Here is a 15,160-nt window from a genome sequence, read left to right as displayed (position 1 = left end):
GGCGCGCCCCTTTACGCCCCTTACTGACGCCCCTTACGACGCGTACATCGCGTCGATCTGAGCGCGGTGACGGTCGATCACGACCTTGCGCTTGACCTTGAGTGTGGGCGTCAACTCGCCGCCCTCGATGCTCAGTGGCTTGGGCAGCAGGCTGAACTTGCGGATCTGGGCCACGCGCGCCTGGCGCTCGTTGACCCGGTCGATGTCGCGCTGCACCGCGGCCAGTACATCGGGATGCTGCATCAGGCCCGCCACATCCTTTGCTGCAAGACCGTGGTGACGCGCAAATGCGCTGACGGCCGTGGCATCCAGCGACACCAGCGCCGTGAGGTAAGGGCGGCTGTCGCCGCACACCACGGCGTGCTCGATCAGGTGGGTGTCCATCAGCGCCGCCTCGATGTTGGCCGGCGAGATGTTCTTGCCGCCCGAGGTGATGATCAGGTCCTTCTTTCGGCCAGTGATGTAGACATAGCCGTCTTCATCGATGCGCCCGAGGTCGCCCGTCTTGAGCCAGTCGTCTTCCATGGTGTCGGCAGTGGCAGCCGGCTGACCCAGATAGCCCTGAAAGATGTGCGGCCCGCGCACCAGCAATTCACCGTCTTCTGCCACGCGCATCTCGGTGCCGGCGAGCGGTTGGCCCACGGCCCCGATGCGTGTGGCGCCCACCAGGCTCAAGGTGGAGGGACCACAGGCCTCGGATTGGCCGTATAGCTCGCGCACGACCAGATCCAGGCCGAGGAAGAAGCGCAGGCTCTCCGGGGCGATGGGCGCGGCGCCGGAGGTCAGCATGCGCGCCTGATCGAAACCCAACGCAGCCTGCACCTTGCTGTAGATGAGCCGGTGCGCCAAGGCCTTCTGGAAGGTGAGCCACGGCCCCGCCGGATGGCCGGCGAGGTCGCGGGTGTGCCACCGCTGCCCGACCGACATGGCCCAGCGTGCCAGATGGGCCTTGACGCCCTTGGCGTCGGCCAGCTTGGCTTCGATGGCCGCCTGCATCTTCTCCCACACGCGCGGCACCCCGAAGAACACGGTCGGGTGCACTTCCTTGAGGTGGTCGCCCAGCGACTCGATGCTCTGGGCGTAGAACACCTGGAAGCCGGCGTGGGCCTGGTTGTGCATGCTGCCCATCTGCTCGGCGATGTGGGCCAGCGGCAGGTAAGAGATCATGCGGTCGCGGTGGTCGACCGAGAAAGTCTTCTGCATGGCAGTGGCCGTCCACCAGAGATTGCCCTGACTGAGCGCCACCGCCTTGGCCGGCCCGGTGGTGCCGGATGTGTAGATCAGCGTGCCGAGGTCTTGCGGCGAGAGGGTGTCCAAGCGCTGTTCGAGCGCGCGTTCGGGCGTGGCATCGGCCATGGCCCGGAACGCCGCCCAGGTGTGCACAGGCTTGCCTGCACATTGCGCCGGGGCGTCGCCCTTGAACACCACCAGGTGGCGCAGGTGAGTGGCCTCGGCCAGCACCGGCTCGATGGCGTGCAGCCGTGTGGCATCTTCGATGAAGAGCACGGGGGCCTTGCAGTGGCCGAGGATGTAGGCGACGTCGGCCTGCGAACTGGTCCAGTAGATGCCCGCCGGCATGGCGCCGACGGACATGGCGCCAAACCCCGCGACGGCCCACTGGGGGCAGTTGAAACTCAGCACGGCGACGGCGTCGCCGCGGGACACGCCGAGCGTCATCAGGGCCCGTGCGGCGTCGCGGACGGCCTGACCGTAGTCGGCCCAGCTGGTGTGGATCCAGCCTTGTTCACCGCGCACGGCATAAGCAGGGTGGTCGGCGAGGCGTCGTGCCGTCCGCTGCAGGACCACGGGGGGCGCCACGAAGCCGGCCATGGGGTCGGGCTGGGTCGCGGTGGACGTGGAATGCGCCTGAGCGGTGCGTGCAGCCTGTCGTGCGGGTGCCGTCGTGCTTGCAACCATGCTTGCCTCCTGTGGTTTGCTGCATTACAGGTCGGCTTGACGTTAACGTCAACCTGGGGTTTTGCCCGGTGTCAGTGTGGGAGAGATGTGAGCAGGGCAAGCCACAACAGCGCCCCGCCAAGCTACGCTCACCAAGAAAAAAGCCCACTGGCTGCGGGCAGCCAGTGGGCGGGTGGCATGCGCGCCGGGCCAGGGTGACCCGGGCGGTGCAGGGGCGTCAGGTGCGCACGTCGAAGGGCAGGGTGACCTGGCTGAGGTCCTTGCGGGTTTCGACCAGGATCAGCGGGCCTTCGTCCAGCACCACTGCCGGCTTGCGCTCGCGGGGCACATGGACCGGTCGCGGTTCGTTGGCGATGGCTTCCTGCACGGCGCGGATCTTGTCTGCATCCGAGTTCACCCATTCCAGGCCCACTTCGGCTGCCAGGTTCTGCAGCGTGTCGATCGGCAAGGTGTAAGGCGCTGGTGCGGGCGCCGCGGGGGGCACGGGAGCCACCTCGGCTGCGGGCGCAGCGTCAACAGCAGGCGATGCGGTCACAGCAGCCGCAGAGACGGCTGCGGGGGCAGCAGGCACGGCAGGCGCAGCAGCCGGCTCGGCGTCAATCGCAGCGGTGTTGGGCACCGTGTCGGCGAAGGCCGATTCCTCGCCCTGAGCCAGGGCAGCAGCGGCCACAGCCTCCAGTGGCGCATCGCCCTGGCTGCTGATGTCTGCGGTCTGCGCGGCCTCGTCGCGATCACGACGGCCGCGGCCACCTCGACCGCGGCGACGGCCGCCTTCGCGGGCTTCGCCTTCGGTCGGCACACCATCGCCCGAGGCGTCGATCACCGAGCCTTCCAGCGGCGCGGCACCCGCGTCCATGCCGTTGTCAGCGCTGAGCTCGTTGCCAGTCTGCTGTGCGTCGTCACGCTCGCCACGACCACGGCCACCGCGACGGCGGCGACGGCCACCTTCGCGTTCGCCTTCGGCGGATACGCCCGCCTGACCTGCGGCTTCACCGCCCGCCACTGCACCCAGTGCAGCGGCCTGCGCCGCGATCTCCTCGCGGTTGATCACCGGCCGGTCTTCGCGGCCTTGGCGCGGGCCACGGCCGCCACGGCCGCCGTCCTGACGGCCACCTTCGTTGGTGCGTGCGCCTTCGGCTTCACCTTGGCGGTCATCACGGGGGCGGCGGTTGCCACGGCCTTCGCGGCTCTCGCCACGCTCGCCTTGACGGTCGTTGCGGTCGCGTCCACCGCGCTCGCCACGTTCGCCACGCTCACCGCGGTCGCCACGGCGTTGGCCGTCACGGCGACCGCGCTGGCCGGTCTTGCCGCCATCCGCGGTTTCTTCAGGGGTGGCGGGGGCAGGGGCGGGCGCCACAACTGGCGCGGGCGCCGGGGCCGGCTCACCTGTGAACAGGCGCTTGAGCCAGCCGAAGAAGCCTCCGGAGGCGGCGGTTGCGGCAGGCGCAGCATGTGCCACCGGCGTGGGGGCGGCTGCGGGTGTGGCGGCTTCCAGCGCGGGCTCGTCCTTGGCCAGTGTCACGGGCGCGGGTTGATCCGGCAGCACGCCCTTGATCACCGGCTCTTGCTTGGCCTTGGCCTTCTCGCGGCGTGTGAAGCCGACTTCGTCGTCCTGCTCTTCCACCATCGAGTAGCTGGCCTGGATGTTTTCCAGGCGCGGGTCGTCGTGGCGCAGGCGCTCCAGCTTGTAGTTCGGGGTCTCCAGGTGCTTGTTGGGCACCAGCAGCACGGTCACGCGCTGCTTGAGTTCGATCTTGGTGATCTCGGTGCGCTTTTCGTTGAGCAGGAAGGAGGTCACTTCCACCGGCACCTGCACGTGCACGGCGGCGGTGTTGTCCTTCATCGACTCTTCTTGGATGATGCGCAGGATCTGCAGCGCCGACGATTCGGTGTCACGGATGTGGCCGGTGCCGTTGCAGCGCGGGCAGGTGATGTGGCTGCCTTCGCTCAGGGCGGGGCGCAGGCGTTGGCGTGACATCTCCAGCAGGCCGAACTTCGAGATGGAGCTGAACTGCACGCGGGCGCGGTCGGTGCGCAGGGCGTCACGCAGACGCTGCTCGACCTCGCGGCGGTTCTTGCTGTCCTCCATGTCGATGAAGTCCATCACGATCAGCCCGCCCAGGTCGCGCAGCCTCATCTGACGAGCAATTTCGTCAGCCGCTTCCAGGTTTGTGCGAAAGGCGGTTTCCTCGATGTCGCCGCCGCGCGTGGCGCGGGCCGAGTTGACGTCCACGGCCACCAGGGCTTCGGTGTGGTCGATCACGATGGCGCCGCCCGAGGGCAGGTTCACCGTGCGGCTGAAAGCGGTTTCGATCTGGTGCTCGATCTGGAAGCGCGAGAACAGCGGTGCATCGTCGCGGTAGCGCTTCACACGGTTGGCCGTCTCGGGCATGACGTGCAGCATGAACTGCTTGGCCTGCTCGTAGATGTCGTCCGTGTCGATCAGGATCTCGCCGATGTCGGCGGTGAAGTAATCGCGGATGGCGCGGATCACGAGCGACGATTCCTGATAAATCAGGAAGGCACCCTTGCCAGCGGTGGAGGCTTCGTCGATGGCCGTCCACAGCTTGAGCATGTAATTCAGGTCCCACTGCAGTTCGGCAGCGGTGCGGCCGATGCCAGCGGTGCGGGCAATCAGGCTCATGCCCTTGGGATACTCAAGCTGGTCCATCGCCTCCTTGAGTTCTTCGCGGTCTTCGCCCTCGATACGGCGGCTGACGCCACCGCCACGGGGGTTATTGGGCATCAGCACGAGATAACGCCCGGCCAGCGACACGAAGGTGGTGAGGGCGGCGCCCTTGTTGCCGCGTTCCTCCTTTTCGACCTGGACGAGCAATTCCTGCCCTTCCTTGATCACGTCCTGGATCTTGGCCGAGCGAACCTCGACGCCTTCCTTGAAATACTGGCGGGAGATTTCCTTGAACGGCAGGAAGCCGTGGCGGTCTTCGCCGTAATCGACGAAACAGGCCTCCAGCGAAGGCTCGACGCGCGTGACGACGGCCTTGTAGATGTTGCCTTTGCGTTGTTCCCGGCCTTCGATCTCGGTTTCGAAGTCGAGCAGTTTCTGTCCGTCAACGATGGCCAGGCGCCGTTCTTCCGGCTGCGTGGCGTTGATCAGCATGCGCTTCATGTGGTCTCCACATTCAAGTCGAGACCCGCCCGGGATGGTGTCCGGTCAGGTCCCGTTTGACCGCCCGTGTTGCCACTGGCGGCCGCCTGCATGCGCGAGCAACGAAACTTGAACCGGAAAAGGAATTGCCTGGGCTGTCAGGAGCGCGAGAGGCGCTCACGCGACAAGGGCGCGTGTGTCGGGCAAACGACTGTGTTCCGTGGCCTGTTGTGTCCCCCAGGCACAGGCGCCACGGTGTGGCGCCGGGAGTGGGGACAGGGAAGCAGGGCACCGCACGGTCTCCGCGCCCAGCCTGAGCCATGGCGCGGCCGGCCCGCTGTCGCGGACGCGACGGGGCCAGGGCGATGGAGCAGGGGAGGACGCGAGACGGGCCGGTACACGGAAACTTTGCTCGACACGGGCAACAGCACAGGGCGGAACGGTCTTCAGTGCCCCGGGCTGCTGCCCATCAACCTTGGATCTGGGTTCAATTGACGTTGGCTCTGACAAACCGGCCGAGTCAGCAAAACCGCACCTTGGGCGGCTTTCTCTGACGCAACCAGCTTGCTGCATCACCATCAAACTTGGCAGGGCTCCCTGCCTGGCCCGGTCCGGCCGTCCCCTGGGATTGTCTCGAACGTTAAAATGCAATCCTGCTGGGGCCGAGGCGGTTGCTGAATGAGCCCATGCCCGATTCACCAACCGGATCCTTTCCGTGGCTCAAACCATTATAGGTGCGAAAAACCATTCCAGCCCGACCCAGGGCGTGCAGCGCCTGCAGATCGACGAAGGCTCCGCCGGCCAACGACTGGACAATTTCCTCATTCGCGAACTCAAAGGTGCGCCCAAAACCCTGGTTTACCGCATCATCCGCTCCGGCGAAGTGCGGGTGAACAAGGGGCGGGCCCAGGCGGATACGCGGCTGGAACTGGGCGATGAGGTGCGTGTGCCGCCTTTGCGCTTGTCCGAAAAGCCTGATCCGGATGCCTCGGCCGTACCAGCGCGTGAGTTCCCGGTGCTGTTTGAGGACGAGGCCATGCTGGCCATCAACAAGCCTGCTGGCGTGGCCGTCCATGGCGGCAGCGGTGTGAGCTTTGGCGTGATTGAACAATTGCGCCGCGCCCGGCCGCAAGCCCGCTTTCTGGAGTTGGTCCATCGCCTGGATAAGGAAACCTCCGGCGTGCTGCTGATCGCCAAGAAGCGCAGCGCGCTGACTGCTCTACAGGATGTCTTTCGCAACAGACAGGCGCACAAGACCTATGCAGCCCTGGTCGTCGGCGGCTGGCCGGCGCGCAAGAAGGTCATTGATGTCGCGTTACACAAATACCTGACGGCTGAGGGTGAGCGCCGCGTTCGGGCGGTGGCGCAGGACGATGACGACGGCCGCCGCTCGATCTCGCTGGTGCAGGTGGTGCGCCGCTTCGCTGCGTTCAGCTTGCTGGACGTCACCATCAAGACCGGGCGCACGCACCAGATCCGCGTCCATCTGGCGCACGAAGGGCATCCCATCGTCGGCGATGACAAGTACGGCGACTTCGCGGTCAACAAGGCGCTGGCGCGGGCTGGGGCACCGCTGGCCGGCCTCGATCGGGACAAGCTGCCGGGCGGGCGTTTCGAGCGCATGTTCCTGCATGCCCGTTACCTGCGGCTGGCGCACCCGGTGACCGGGGCGGAGCTGACCTTGCAGGCCGAGTTGCCGGAGGACTGTCGCCATCTTCTCGCGGCCCTTCATCCGGCTCCGACTGCACCGGACGCGCCAGCCGGCTAAAGTCATGGTGCGTGCTCGTTTGCCCGCACCATCTCTTTCAGCATCACACAGGAGCCCATGTGACGGGGTTGACCGACACCGGACTGCGTCCGCGCAACTATGATCTGATCGTCTTCGACTGGGACGGCACGCTCTATGACTCGACGGCGCTGATCGTCGGCTGCATCCAGGCGGCCTGTGCCGACCTTGGGCTGGCCGTGCCCTCCCGGACCGATGCCGCCTACGTGATCGGCCTGGGCCTGCACGACGCGCTGGCCCACGTGGCGCCTGGTCTGCCACCCGAGCGGGTGCCCGAGCTGGGCCTGCGCTACCGCCATCATTACTTCCGCCGTCAGCATGAACTCAGCCTGTTTCAGGGCACGATCGACCTGTTGCATGCGCTCAAGGCGCGCAACCACTGGCTGGCTGTGGCCACGGGCAAGTCCCGCCAGGGGCTCAACGAAGCCCTGGCCCATGTCGAGCTCAAGGGCATGTTCGATGGCACGCGCACTGCCGACGAAACTGCCTCCAAGCCCCATCCACGCATGCTGCTGGAGCTGATCAGCGAGTTCGGCGTCGACCCGGAGCGCACTCTGATGGTGGGCGACACCACCCACGATCTGCAGTTGGCGCGCAACGCAGGCACCCATGCGCTGGCTGTGAGCTACGGTGCGCACGAGCCAGCGTCGTTTCACCAGTACAACCCCCGTTTCGTGGCTCACTCGATGATCGAGCTGCACGATTGGCTGGCGCAGCATGCCTGAGCAGGCCTGCGAGCCACAGTGGCTGTGTGCGGCGGACGCGCTGCGCGACGGTGGTGACGCCGTGCTGTTCGACGTGGTCGAGTTCGGACGCACCGTCCAGGCCTTTGCCGTTCGCCATCAAGGGCGCGCGGTGGCTTACCTCAACCGCTGCGCCCATGTGCCGGCCGAGATGGATTGGCAGCCCGGCAAGTTCTGGGATCAGGAGCGGCGCCACCTGATCTGCTCCGTCCATGGCGCGTTGTACGACCCGCCCAGCGGGCAGTGCGTGAGTGGCCCCTGCGTGGGGGCCCGTCTGCATGCCGTCCGTCTGGACGAGCGCGATGGCCAGCTGTATTGGTATCCTACGGATCGCCTGCAGCCGGTTTCAGCCTGACGCGGCCCTTTCATCCTCATCCATCCCATGAGCAACCCCACCCCCGAATCGTCTTCGAATGGCAGCGCCCCGAACGAGTTGCTGATGGCACACTTCGCGCGCGCGTACCTCGCTCAGCAAAGGCGCGAGACGCGCTGGCGCTGGTTCTGGCGCGTCGTGTGGCTGCTGGTGGCCGCCGTCGTGCTGGTGTCGGCCCTGCGTGACATGGCGCCGGCCGCGCCGACCACGCCCCACACGGCCTTGGTGGAAGTGCGCGGTGCCATCGGGCCGGAGGATGAGGCCAATGCCGATCGGCTGATTGGCTCGCTGCGGGATGCCTTCGCCGACAAGGCGGCCCGTGCGGTGGTGCTGCGCATCAATTCGCCAGGTGGCAGCCCGGTGCAGGCTGGCCTGGTGAACGACGAGATCCGCCGGCTCAAGGCGCTGCACAAGAAGAAGGTCTACGCCGTTTGCGAGGAGATGTGCGCATCGGCTGCTTACTACATCGCCGTGGCTGCCGACGAGATCTTCGTTGACAAGGCGTCGGTGGTGGGCTCGATCGGTGTGCTGATGAATGGGTTTGGCTTTGTCGGTCTGATGGACAAGATCGGCGTGGAGCGCCGGCTGCTGACCTCGGGTAGCAACAAGGGCATGCTGGACCCGTTCTCCCCCCGCGACGCCGAGCAGGAGAGCCTGGCACAGGCCATGATCGAGCAGATCCACGAACAGTTTGTTGCGGTGGTGCGCCAGGGACGCGGCAAGCGCCTCAAGGAGAGCGAAGATACCTTCTCGGGCCTGTTCTGGAACGGCCAGCAGGCCGTTCAGCTCGGTCTCGCCGATCGGCTGGGCAGCCTGGATCAGGTCGCGCGGGAGGTGGTGAAGGTCGAGGACATCGTCGACTACACCCAAAAAGACCATCTGGTCGACCGCCTGGCCAAGCGTTTCGGGGCGGCCATTGGCGCGGGTGCAGTTGACGCGCTGCGGGTCGGCGCGGTCTGGCGCTGAGGCGGTTTCAGCTGTCGATGCCCTGGATCAGATTCCAGGCCGCATCGCGCGAGACGTTCAGCAGCGCGGCGACGTCGGCGACGTCATCGGGCAGGGCGGCCACGGCGTGCGGGTCTTCCCAGCCGTGCTGAGAATGGCGAGCCAAGCGCACGGCCAGCATGGTGGTGCGGATCTTGGGATGGTGGGCAATGCGGTCGTCGGTGCACTCAATCAGCAGGGGCGGCAGGCTCCATGCGCGCATCAGCAACTGGGCCAGATCGCCGAGTTCGATGCCGAGCACATCGCGTTGCACCTGTGCCGAGCGAAGGGTGTGATCGTCCGCCAGCCGGCTGGCCATGGTCTGTGCCAGGGCAGGTGCATGACACCACAGCATCATCTCAGCAAAGTCGTGCAGCAGCGCAGCTTCCTGAATGACCACCGCGTCTTCGTCCTGCCGCCTCAGCGCGAAGCTCACCGCAAAGCGCGAGGCGCGCCGCGCACGGGTGACGACCTTCAGCAGACCGCTGATGGCCTCGGGGTGGGGGCGCAGCCAATCCAGCACGGAAACGGGTGCTTCGTACGCCTTGAAGAACGGGCCAATGCCCAGCATCACGATGGCACCCACCAGCGTTTCGGGGGGCTCGACGCCGGCGCGCCGGCAGTGGCGCGCCGCGTGCGTCAGCACGCTGAGCGTCATCAACGGGTCGTGACCGAATGCTTCAGACAGCGTGTGGGCGTCCACGCTGCCATGGCTGTCTTCGATGTCGCGCAACTGGCTCAGTTCGGCCACGGTGCCTGGCAGCACAGGCACGGGCGCATCCAACAGGGCATCCACCCAGTGCTGCAGACTGGGTAAGGGGGCGTCGATGGTGTGTGCGGGCGACAGCGGCATGTTGATGTTATCGGTCAGGCTGGCGTCCGGGGCAAGGGCCGTGGCGTGATGGCCCGCCCCCCGTGCGCATTGCGTCACGCGGGGCAGCCCGTCCCCTCAGCGGTTCTTCAGCAGCGCGTTCTTCAGGTCCGAGTCGGCAGGCTTGTCGCCCAGCCAGATCTTCAGAATGGCGGCGTAGAAGTCGTCGCCCGGGATGTCCTTGGCGCGCTGTTCGCCATTGACCAGCACGCGCAGACCCGCACCAGGCACCTGGTTCATGTTGACGACGGTGCCCTTGGTGATCTTGCCGAAGCCGCGCATGGCGGCGCTGAGCTCGTCGAGGCGGGGCTGGAAGCGAGCGCGGTCGGCGTCGCTGTGGTTCTGATTGAAGCCCTTGATCATGGCTTCCGCGAAGTCCTCGCCGCTGAGGTCACGCATCAGCACGATCTGCACGCTCTTAGGGCCCGGGCCGCGCATCAGTGCCGCGGCGTCGTTTTCCACTTTGGGCACATACAGCCCCATGGCATAGACGTCGACGATGATGCGGACGCGCTTGCCAGCGCCATTGAGCTGCAGGGTCTGGCCGGCCACCGACACCGTGTCGTTGAACTTGATGCCGCTGACGTCAACGGCCGCATGGGCGCCCAGCGCCAGGCTCAGAATGGCACCGGCCAGGGTGGTACGCAAAATGGCTTTCATGAAATCTCCTTGGTTGTCCAACGGGATGAAGTGCTGTCTCAACGGAAGATTATGCGAGCGAGACGACAGGGTTGATCCCGATATGTCGTGCAGGATGCCGCGTCGGCGCGTCAACCTCAGGGTAACCGAGGGCATGGTTTGCCCTTGGTGCCAAGGAGCGTCATGGTCTGGGCGCTTGTAGGGTGTTCTTCGCCGACAATGCTGGCTTTCTTCTGGGCGTTACGCCTGTCTGCGAGCTTTCCCATGTCGTTCCTCCTCATCGATATCGGCAACACCCGTCTGAAGTGGGGCCTCTATGGGGGGGCGGTGCCCGGCGCACCGCTGCTGGCGCATGGTGCCGTCGTGCTGGAAGACATCGACTACCTCTGGGAAATGGGCTGGCGTGCCTTGACGCCACGGCCCACGGCCATGTTGGGTTGCGTGGTGGCCGGGGAGGCGATCAAGCGTCGCGTGGAAGAACAGTTGGCCGAGGGGTGGGGCCTTGCCCCCAGGTGGGTGGCGGCCTCACGGCAGGCGGCCGGGGTGGAAAACGGCTATGAACACCCGCATCGCCTGGGCGCAGACCGCTGGGCGGCCATTGTCGGCGCACGGCAGCACGTGTTGCGCGAGCACCCGCAAGACCCGCCACCGGCCATTGCCGTCATGGTGGGCACGGCGGTGACCGTGGACGCCATCGATGCCCAGGGCCGTTTCCTGGGTGGGCTAATTTTGCCGGGCTTTGGCCTGATGTACCGGGCGCTGGAAAGTGGCACGGCTGGCCTGAAGGTGCCGACGGGTGAGGTGCGCGACTTCCCGCGCAACACGAGCGATGCGCTGATGAGCGGCGGCACCGATGCCATCGCCGGCGCCATCGAGCGCCTGATGCGGCGGCTTCAGCAGCACTGCGGCCGGGCGCCGCAGTTGGTGATGTCGGGCGGGGCCGTGTCGCGCCTGTCGCACATCGACACCTTGCCCGCCACCGTGGTCGAAAACCTGATCTTCGAGGGCCTGCTGGCGCTGGCCCCGACGGTCACAGAATGAAGCGCGACAGGTCTTCGTTGCCGGCCAGCTCGCCCAACCGCCGATCCACTTCTGCCGCATCGATCATCCGAGCCTGACCAGACAGGTTGGGCGCATCGAATGACAGGTCTTCCAGCAGGCGCTCCAGCAGGGTGGCCAGCCGCCGCGCGCCAATGTTCTCGGTGCGCTCGTTGACCTGATGAGCCAGTTCGGCGATCCGGCGGACCGCATCGCCCTGGAAGGACAGATTCACGCCTTCGGTGGCGAGCAGCGCCTGGTACTGCTTGATCAGGCTGGCCGAGGGCTGGGTCAGGATGGCCTCGAAGTCGTCCACGGACAAGGGCGCGAGCTCGACCCGGATCGGAAACCGCCCCTGCAGCTCGGGAATGAGGTCGCTGGGCCGGCTGAGGTGGAAGGCGCCTGAGGCGATGAACAGCATGTGGTCGGTCTTGACCATGCCGTACTTGGTGTTGACTGTCGTGCCCTCGACCAGCGGCAGCAGGTCGCGTTGCACGCCTTGGCGGGACACATCGGCGCCCTGGGCGTCCGAGCGCGAGGCCACCTTGTCGATTTCATCGATGAACACGATGCCGTTCTGTTCGGCACGCTCCAGCGCGCGCGCGCGGATGTCGTCTTCATTGAGCAGCTTGGCGGCTTCTTCTTCGATGAGCTGTGCGCGGGCTTCGGCGACGGTCACCTTGCGCATCTTGCGCTTGCCCTGGCCGAGCTGGGCGAACATGCCACGAAGCTGCTCGGCCATCTCCTCCATGCCCGAGGGGCCCATGATCTCGACGGCGGCGGGCTTGGCCTCGGCCAGCTCGACCTCGATCTCCTTGTCGTCCAGCGTGCCCTCGCGCAGGCGCTTGCGCATCACCTGGCGGGCCGTGCTGTCGGCTGGCGGTGCGCTGAAACCCAGCTCGTTGCGCGGCGGCGGAACGAGCACATCGAGGATGCGGTCTTCGGCGGCGTCCTCGGCGCGGGCACGCTGGGCCTGCATCTGGCGCGCGCGCTCTTGCTTGATGGCGGCCTCGACCAGATCGCGCACGATGGTGTCGACGTCCTTGCCCACATAGCCCACCTCGGTGAACTTCGTGGCCTCGACCTTGATGAACGGGGCATCAGCCAGCTTGGCCAGTCGGCGCGCGATCTCGGTCTTGCCCACGCCGGTGGGGCCGATCATCAGGATGTTCTTGGGCGTGATTTCGCCACGCAGCTTGTCATCGACCTGCTGGCGGCGCCAGCGGTTGCGCAGGGCGATGGCGACGGCCCGCTTGGCGTCGCGCTGGCCGATGATGTGGCGGTCGAGCTCGCTGACGATTTCCTGGGGTGTCATGCTCATGGTGTGTCTGCGCGCGGCCTCAGCCCAGCGTCTCCAGGGTGTGGTTCTGGTTGGTGTAGATGCACAGGTCGCCGGCAATCTCGAGCGAGCGCTTGACCACATCGGCCGCAGGCAGAGCGGTGTGCTGCAGCAAGGCGCGTGCCGCAGCCTGGGCATACGCCCCGCCAGAGCCGATGGCGATGATGCCGTGCTCGGGCTCCAGCACGTCGCCGTTGCCTGTGATGATCAGCGAGGTCTCGCGGTCGGCCACGGCCAGCATGGCCTCCAGCCGGCGCAGGACACGGTCGGTTCGCCAGTCGCGGGTCAGCTCGACCGCAGCGCGGGCCAGGTGCCCCTGGTGCTTCTCAAGCTTGGCCTCGAAGCGCTCGAACAGCGTGAAGGCGTCAGCCGTGGCCCCGGCAAAGCCGGCGAGGACTTGGTCGCGATAGAGCTTGCGCACCTTGCGCGCGCTGGCCTTGACGACGATGTGGCCCAGGGTGACCTGACCGTCGCCGCCAATGGCGACTTGCCAGCCCTGGTCGGTCTGCCGGCGAACGCTGACGATGGTGGTGCCGTGATAGGAGTCCATGTCCGGAAATGGGTGTACAAAGCCGGGTAGATGGCGGCGCTTCGCCCGGTTTCAAGAGGCACCCTGATACCGGCCTGATCGGTGGCGTCGATCAGACGTGCTGAAGCTTGACGCGCGCGTGTTCGTTGATGCCCATGGCGCCGAAGAAGAGCGCCACGAGCCGGTGAGGTTGCATGAAATGCACCTCGCGGCCCTCACTGCGACGGGCAAGCACCCAGTTGAGCAGATCGCCTGCAGCGATGAAATCAACGCGCAGCAGATGCTGGCAGTCGATTTCCAGCGTGACGCTGGCTCCCAGCTGGTCGTCCAGCTTGGCCAAGGTGTCGCCGATGTCGCCGAGCAACTGGCCGGATAGGTTGAGTGTCGCCACCTGCACGAACTCGACATCGTCGTGCATCTGCGACTCGACGAAGCTGGTCGTGACCTCGCTGACATGCGACAGCGGCCGGGTGGGCGGGCTGACGGTGTCAGCGGTGGTGAGCACTTGGCCCCGGGCTGGCTCCCAGGAGGGGGGGCTGAGCTCGTAGGTGACACAGTAGTCGATGGCCACCTCATCGAACAGCTCCGGGCGGTTGGTCAGCCGCAAGATCGCCAGCTTCAGCATCCAGAAAGCCGGATCGGCGTCACGCGAACCTGTGGGGCTGAGCTCGGCCAGGCGGTCGAGCAGGACCTCGATGCCGTGCCAGACCAGTGGCTGACCATCGTTGGCCCATTGGTTCATGGTCTGGGCCAGCATGGCGGCCCCCTCGGGGCGGATGTCCTGGACGTGGTCCCATGACATGGTCCAGGGACGGGGCAGCTGCAGACAGGCAATGCGTAACGCGGCCATGGCGTCCGTGTCCAGCACGGCAGGCGCGAGCCAGCCTTCCCGCGTCACCACGTCGTCGGCAGGTACAGCCTCTGGCTGCGCTGCGCCGGAGAGTGCGGGGGGGCGCTCGCCCTGCCCGAGGAAGCGGCTGACCTTGTCCGGCAGCGAATACCACTGGGGTGGTGAGACGCCGAACTTCTGCAGGAAGGCCACAGCGAGCTGTTCGAACTTCTGGGGCAGATCCAACGCGCGGTACAGATCAAACAACACCATCCAGGTATCCAGATGGTCGTGGCGCGCGGCCCCGGGCTGGACCAGGGCCATCAGCCCGCGTTCGCACTGATCGAAGTCGGCATTGGCGAAGGCGATGACGGCCTCGTCCAGTTCGGGGTCGTGCATGACCTCGATCACATCAAGAGCGGCCTGGAGGGTGGGCACACTGGCCGGGCGAGCGCCGCTGGCGCCGGGCAGGGCGCCACGTGCCGCGTCGAGCACGGCTTGCGAGATCTCCGGTGCGGTGTCTTCGTAGGGCAGCGTGGCCGGGCTGGTGATGGCGTCGGGCGGGGACGGCATGTCGTGCAGCCGGATCGGCTGAACGCTTGGGCGAGCGGCTGGGGTTTCGACTGGCTGGCGGGTGACCACGCCCACCATTTGCTGCTCGATGGCGTCGATCTTGGCCTTCACGGCCATGTCCGAGCGCGCGCCCGCATGGGGGCTCGATTCGGGGTCGAGGTTCGAGGGGCTGCCCAGGGCGAGGGCAGCATCTGGCGTGAGCCCTTCACGGCGGATCTTGCGCAGCATGTCGAGTTCGCGTTTGCGCACGAAGTCGTTGCGCCGCTTGCGCTCGATCATGGCCTTGATCTCGCTTTTGGCGAACTCGCTTTCGCCAGGGGAGGTGCGCGCCCGGTCCAGCTCAGCCCAGTCCGTCGTCGGATTGGCCACGAACTTGGCTACTTTCCTGAAGAATCCGCCGGATTCCTTGCTCACCTGCTCAACCTGGTTG

At 66.4% G+C, this 15,160-nt stretch carries 12 protein-coding genes; 5 read left to right on the top strand and 7 right to left on the bottom strand.

All coding sequences use genetic code 11. The features are described 5' to 3' along the window. Positions 1–33: 33 nt before the first annotated feature. Together GTZ97_RS12825 and GTZ97_RS12820 are read right to left on the bottom strand one after the other, a co-directional pair. Entirely contained in the window at positions 34–1,917 is a 1,884-nt protein-coding gene (locus tag GTZ97_RS12825; RefSeq protein WP_161651033.1) for an AMP-dependent synthetase/ligase, read from the bottom strand. Positions 1,918–2,134: 217 nt separating this feature from the next. After that, on the bottom strand, positions 2,135–5,047 hold the full coding sequence (locus tag GTZ97_RS12820) for an Rne/Rng family ribonuclease (RefSeq protein WP_161651032.1): 2,913 nt from the start codon (positions 5,045–5,047) through the stop codon (positions 2,135–2,137). A gap of 745 nt (positions 5,048–5,792) precedes the next feature. Between GTZ97_RS12820 and GTZ97_RS12815 the strand changes: the two genes are divergently transcribed. The 4 genes from GTZ97_RS12815 to GTZ97_RS12800 all read left to right on the top strand — a co-directional run bounded on the left by GTZ97_RS12815 (position 5,793) and on the right by GTZ97_RS12800 (position 8,894). Beyond that, the gene (locus GTZ97_RS12815) at positions 5,793–6,794 is read left to right on the top strand and encodes an RluA family pseudouridine synthase (RefSeq protein WP_161651031.1); all 1,002 of its coding nucleotides are present in this window, start codon (positions 5,793–5,795) and stop codon (positions 6,792–6,794) included. A 68-nt stretch (positions 6,795–6,862) separates the two neighbouring features. Continuing rightward, the gene (locus GTZ97_RS12810; RefSeq protein ID WP_236651199.1) at positions 6,863–7,537 is read left to right on the top strand and encodes an HAD-IA family hydrolase; all 675 of its coding nucleotides are present in this window, start codon (positions 6,863–6,865) and stop codon (positions 7,535–7,537) included. After that, on the top strand, positions 7,530–7,910 hold the full coding sequence (locus tag GTZ97_RS12805) for a Rieske (2Fe-2S) protein (protein WP_161651030.1): 381 nt from the start codon (positions 7,530–7,532) through the stop codon (positions 7,908–7,910). Before GTZ97_RS12810 ends, GTZ97_RS12805 begins: the two co-directional genes overlap by 8 nt. Positions 7,911–7,937: 27 nt before the next feature. Then, a complete protein-coding gene (locus GTZ97_RS12800) occupies positions 7,938–8,894 on the top strand; it encodes a S49 family peptidase (RefSeq protein ID WP_161651029.1) in 957 nt (318 codons plus the stop codon). A gap of 7 nt (positions 8,895–8,901) precedes the next feature. On the opposite strand, the gene GTZ97_RS12795 is transcribed toward GTZ97_RS12800, so the two are convergent. Beyond that, positions 8,902–9,765: an HDOD domain-containing protein gene (locus GTZ97_RS12795; RefSeq protein WP_161651028.1), complete on the bottom strand. Its 864-nt coding sequence runs from the start codon at positions 9,763–9,765 to the stop codon at positions 8,902–8,904. Positions 9,766–9,861: 96 nt separating this feature from the next. Beyond that, on the bottom strand, positions 9,862–10,443 hold the full coding sequence (locus tag GTZ97_RS12790) for a chalcone isomerase family protein (RefSeq protein ID WP_161651027.1): 582 nt from the start codon (positions 10,441–10,443) through the stop codon (positions 9,862–9,864). A 243-nt stretch (positions 10,444–10,686) separates the two neighbouring features. Here GTZ97_RS12790 and GTZ97_RS12785 point away from each other — a divergent pair, with 243 nt between their 5' ends. Beyond that, positions 10,687–11,463, top strand: coding sequence for a type III pantothenate kinase (locus GTZ97_RS12785; RefSeq protein ID WP_161651026.1), 777 nt, complete (start codon positions 10,687–10,689; stop codon positions 11,461–11,463). On the opposite strand, the gene hslU is transcribed toward GTZ97_RS12785, so the two are convergent. The 3 genes from hslU to GTZ97_RS12770 form a co-directional block, all read right to left on the bottom strand. Further along, positions 11,453–12,781: an ATP-dependent protease ATPase subunit HslU gene (hslU, locus tag GTZ97_RS12780; protein WP_161651025.1), complete on the bottom strand. Its 1,329-nt coding sequence runs from the start codon at positions 12,779–12,781 to the stop codon at positions 11,453–11,455. The genes GTZ97_RS12785 and hslU overlap by 11 nt on opposite strands. Positions 12,782–12,800: 19 nt before the next feature. Further along, positions 12,801–13,349: an ATP-dependent protease subunit HslV gene (gene hslV, locus GTZ97_RS12775; RefSeq protein WP_161651024.1), complete on the bottom strand. Its 549-nt coding sequence runs from the start codon at positions 13,347–13,349 to the stop codon at positions 12,801–12,803. A gap of 91 nt (positions 13,350–13,440) precedes the next feature. Beyond that, on the bottom strand, positions 13,441–15,144 hold the full coding sequence (locus GTZ97_RS12770) for an STAS domain-containing protein (RefSeq protein ID WP_161651023.1): 1,704 nt from the start codon (positions 15,142–15,144) through the stop codon (positions 13,441–13,443). Positions 15,145–15,160 lie beyond the last annotated feature (16 nt).

Origin of the sequence: Aquabacterium fontiphilum (assembly GCF_009909205.1) — a bacterium.
Classification (GTDB): domain Bacteria; phylum Pseudomonadota; class Gammaproteobacteria; order Burkholderiales; family Burkholderiaceae_C; genus Aquabacterium; species Aquabacterium fontiphilum.
Note: the sequence above shows the minus strand (reverse complement) of the source record. Positions and strands in the feature narration are given on the sequence as shown.

Bases quoted from the DNA above. Each gene is read 5' to 3' on its own strand.
- GTZ97_RS12825 (WP_161651033.1), bottom strand. From the start codon at position 1,917: ATGGTTGCAAGCACGACGGCACCCGCACGACAGGCTGCACGCACCGCT.
- GTZ97_RS12820 (WP_161651032.1), bottom strand. From the start codon at position 5,047: ATGAAGCGCATGCTGATCAACGCCACGCAGCCGGAAGAACGGCGCCTG.
- GTZ97_RS12805 (WP_161651030.1), top strand. From the start codon at position 7,530: ATGCCTGAGCAGGCCTGCGAGCCACAGTGGCTGTGTGCGGCGGACGCG.
- GTZ97_RS12800 (WP_161651029.1), top strand. From the start codon at position 7,938: ATGAGCAACCCCACCCCCGAATCGTCTTCGAATGGCAGCGCCCCGAAC.
- GTZ97_RS12795 (WP_161651028.1), bottom strand. From the start codon at position 9,765: ATGCCGCTGTCGCCCGCACACACCATCGACGCCCCCTTACCCAGTCTG.
- GTZ97_RS12790 (WP_161651027.1), bottom strand. From the start codon at position 10,443: ATGAAAGCCATTTTGCGTACCACCCTGGCCGGTGCCATTCTGAGCCTG.
- GTZ97_RS12785 (WP_161651026.1), top strand. From the start codon at position 10,687: ATGTCGTTCCTCCTCATCGATATCGGCAACACCCGTCTGAAGTGGGGC.
- hslU (WP_161651025.1), bottom strand. From the start codon at position 12,781: ATGAGCATGACACCCCAGGAAATCGTCAGCGAGCTCGACCGCCACATC.
- hslV (WP_161651024.1), bottom strand. From the start codon at position 13,349: ATGGACTCCTATCACGGCACCACCATCGTCAGCGTTCGCCGGCAGACC.